Below are 2861 nucleotides of genomic sequence, written 5' to 3'. Positions count from 1 at the left end.
CGGGCTTGGGAATGGTTCCACCCCCGATCAGTCCGGCATCGGAGACGGTATGGTGCGGACTGCGGAATTGAGGCGTTTTGATGAGGCCGCGCATCAAACGTCCAGCGGCGGAGTGGATGCGGGTGACTTCCAGCGCGTCCTCGTTGGGGAGGAGCGGCAGCAGACCCACCATCCGCTTGGCCAGCATGGTTTTGCCGGAACCCGGGGTGCCGGTCATCAGCAGGTGATGCGCACCGGCAGCAGCAATTTCCAGGGCCCGCTTGGCCTTGGCCTGGCCTTTCACATCGAGCAGGTCGAGTGTGGTTTCCAGACCCTCCATCCCTTCGCTCGAGCGGGTTGCGGGCAGCTCCTCGTGTCCAAGTAAGAAGCGTACCAGTTGCACCAGGTTGGCAGCACCAAAAACCTGGATATCTTCAATCAGGGCAGCTTCCTCGGCCGAAGTCTGCGGCATGAGTAGTTTGTTGCCATCTTGAAGCGCTCCCAGCGCCAGATTCACCGCACCCGGAACCGGGCGCAGTTCACCATCCAAACCAAGTTCGCCCGCCGCAGCAAAACCTTGCAGGGCTTCTGAGGGAATGGTTCCCTGGGCACAGAGCAGCCCCAGCGCGATGGGCAGATCGTAATGGGTGCCTTCTTTACGCAACTCAGCCGGGGCCAGATTGATGACCACCCGGCCTTGCGGATAGGGAAACCCCGCGTTCTTGAGGGCCGCCCGCACCCGCTCACGCGACTCCTCGACAGCCTTGTCGGGCAGCCCCACCACGGCATAGAAGGGCATGCCCTGTGAAACATCCACCTCCACCGTGATGGGCTGGGCCTCGAGGCCAAATAAACTATAGGTTCGTACTTGCGCCAGCATACCTCAGCATAACGACCCCCTCTCCAGCTTAACGGGAAGGCTGGCAAATTCTGGGTAATTGGAAGGCCAAGGTCTACAAAAGGCCTGGAGCACGTTTTGCATCACCAACCTCCCCCCTATCAGTGGCTGTTATGCTGTAAGCCAATGAACGACCCTCACGACATGGATGCGAATGACCCGCAGCAAAACACCATCGCCCACCGCTTGATCGGGGAGATACCTTATGTGCTGTTTCTTTCGGCGCCCAGGGTTGTTGCCGAGGGAATCAAGGCTCGGTTGGAACAAAGCCGTATTCCAGTCCACCTCGAGACCCCCTTTACCAGCTTTGGCCTGCCCGAGGCCTATATGGGCACCTATATCGGGGACGTGAGCCTCTGGGTGCCCGAGATTCTGCACCGCGAGGCAGACTTGATTGTCGAACGTGATCACCAAGGAGAGTCGTCATGAGCGTAGTGGGGATTGACCTGGGCGGAACCAAAATTATGGCTGGGGTGCTGAGCGATGGCGTCATTCAAGCCAGGGTTACGGTACCCACACCGGAGGAAGGGGGCCTGGCAGTGGTCGAAGCCATGGCCCAGGCTGCCAGGGCCGCAATGGAAGCCGCTGGTACAAAGGTCGGGGCCATTGGCCTGGGTACCCCTGGGCCGCTCGATTTCAAGCAAGGTTTGATCAAGTTTGCACCGAACATCGCAAACTTTAGCAATTTCCCGATCCGCTCTTTGCTCGAGCAGGCTACCGGCCTCCAGGTGTATATGGAAAACGATGCCAACGCCGCAGCACTGGCCGAGCACAAGCTGGGAGCTGCCAAAGGGGCCGACACCACCCTGTTCATGACGGTCTCGACCGGTGTGGGAGGCGGTTTTGTGTGGGGCAACAGGGTGCTTCGGGGCGCCCATGGACAGGGCGCAGAAATTGGGCACATCACCATGCAACCGGGTGGCCCGCTTTGCGGCTGTGGACTGGATGGTTGCCTCGAGGCCCTGGCGACTGGCCCGGCCATGGAGCGCATGGCCCTGGCTTCCTTCAAGCGCGAAATGGGCACCCGCGAGCTATTTGCCCTTTTCCAGCAAGGCGACCCCCGGGCCAGCCGCATCGTCTTGCAGGCGGCGGGTTGGGTGGGCATCGCCCTGGCCTCGCTGGTCAAATCCTACGACCCCGAGGTCATTGTGCTGGGCGGCGGCGTGGCCCTCAACGCCGGGCAGGGCTATATAGAGGAGGTGATGCGCGCCTACCACCGCTACATGGAAGGCTGGATCACCCCGCCCATCCACCTGGCCAGGCTGGGCGGCGAGGCCGGGCTGCTGGGCGCAGCCCTGACAGCGGCGCTCGAGGTCGGTGAGGCATAATCGGCGTTGTCAAAAGCACACCCTGTCTCCCATCACTCCCGTAAACTCCTGGCTGGCTATGATTACCCTGTACACCACCTCCTGGTGCCCCGACTGCCACGCCACCAAACAAGCCCTCTCCACCCTCGGTCTGTCCTACACCGAAGTAGACATCGAACAAGACCCCCATGCCACCGAACTGGTCATGAGGGTTAATAACGGCAAACGCAGCGTACCCACCCTGGTTTATGGGGGTCACGCTGTTTCGATGAGCCGCTTCTCCATTGCCAGACTAAAGACCTGGCTCGAGCAGGCGGGCATTCAGGACAACCGTTCCGGCGCGTAAAGCTGGTGTGGTATATCTCTATAAACCCACCTTACCAAACAAAAACCGGGGCTTCGTGCCCCGGTTTTTTCGTATTTGAGGATTTAGTACTTCCTCGCGGCTTCTACCGCGCTACGAAAAAATTCGAGTACCTCTACTTTCGGCATAGACTGGGCCTGGGCTGCTGGGGCCACGCGGTAGGAGGTGGCCTCTATATCAATCAGGCCGCTTTCGGCGCTGCTGGTAAGGCGGATGCTGGCGCCAGCAGGAACCCGGAACCAGAGGTCGAGCTCTTCTTGCAGGGGCAACAGCAGGGCATGCTGCAGAATGCGGGCGGAGAAGGACATCACGG

General features: G+C 60.5%; 4 protein-coding genes and 1 pseudogene. 3 read left to right on the top strand and 2 right to left on the bottom strand.

Annotated elements, in window-relative coordinates; all coding sequences use genetic code 11:
- Positions 1–859: magnesium chelatase domain-containing protein (locus Q0288_RS17910; RefSeq protein WP_299433772.1), on the bottom strand; the 859-nt coding region annotated here is incomplete at its 3' end.
- A 144-nt stretch (positions 860–1003) separates the two neighbouring features.
- Here Q0288_RS17910 and Q0288_RS17905 point away from each other — a divergent pair.
- Genes Q0288_RS17905 through Q0288_RS17895 form a run of 3 tightly spaced genes read left to right on the top strand, consistent with a single transcriptional unit; the run spans position 1004 to position 2530 of the window.
- Positions 1004–1306: a hypothetical protein gene (locus Q0288_RS17905; RefSeq protein WP_299433769.1), complete on the top strand. Its 303-nt coding sequence runs from the start codon at positions 1004–1006 to the stop codon at positions 1304–1306.
- A complete protein-coding gene (locus Q0288_RS17900; RefSeq protein ID WP_299433766.1) occupies positions 1303–2205 on the top strand; it encodes an ROK family protein in 903 nt (300 codons plus the stop codon). The genes Q0288_RS17905 and Q0288_RS17900 overlap by 4 nt, the downstream gene beginning before the upstream one ends.
- Positions 2206–2263: 58 nt before the next feature.
- Positions 2264–2530: a glutaredoxin family protein gene (locus Q0288_RS17895; protein ID WP_299433763.1), complete on the top strand. Its 267-nt coding sequence runs from the start codon at positions 2264–2266 to the stop codon at positions 2528–2530.
- Positions 2531–2613: 83 nt separating this feature from the next.
- On the opposite strand, the pseudogene Q0288_RS17890 reads toward Q0288_RS17895, so the two are convergent.
- Positions 2614–2861 (bottom strand): annotated as a pseudogene (locus Q0288_RS17890) (hypothetical protein); the annotation flags it as partial.

The sequence above is a fragment of the uncultured Meiothermus sp. genome, assembly GCF_937863175.1.
Classification (GTDB): domain Bacteria; phylum Deinococcota; class Deinococci; order Deinococcales; family Thermaceae; genus Meiothermus.
Note: the sequence above shows the minus strand (reverse complement) of the source record. Positions and strands in the feature narration are given on the sequence as shown.

What these genes read in the sequence shown, in the direction of transcription:
- Q0288_RS17905 (WP_299433769.1), top strand. Translation starts at nt 1,004, where the DNA reads ATGAACGACCCTCACGACATGGATGCGAATGACCCGCAGCAAAACACC.
- Q0288_RS17900 (WP_299433766.1), top strand. Translation starts at nt 1,303, where the DNA reads ATGAGCGTAGTGGGGATTGACCTGGGCGGAACCAAAATTATGGCTGGG.
- Q0288_RS17895 (WP_299433763.1), top strand. Translation starts at nt 2,264, where the DNA reads ATGATTACCCTGTACACCACCTCCTGGTGCCCCGACTGCCACGCCACC.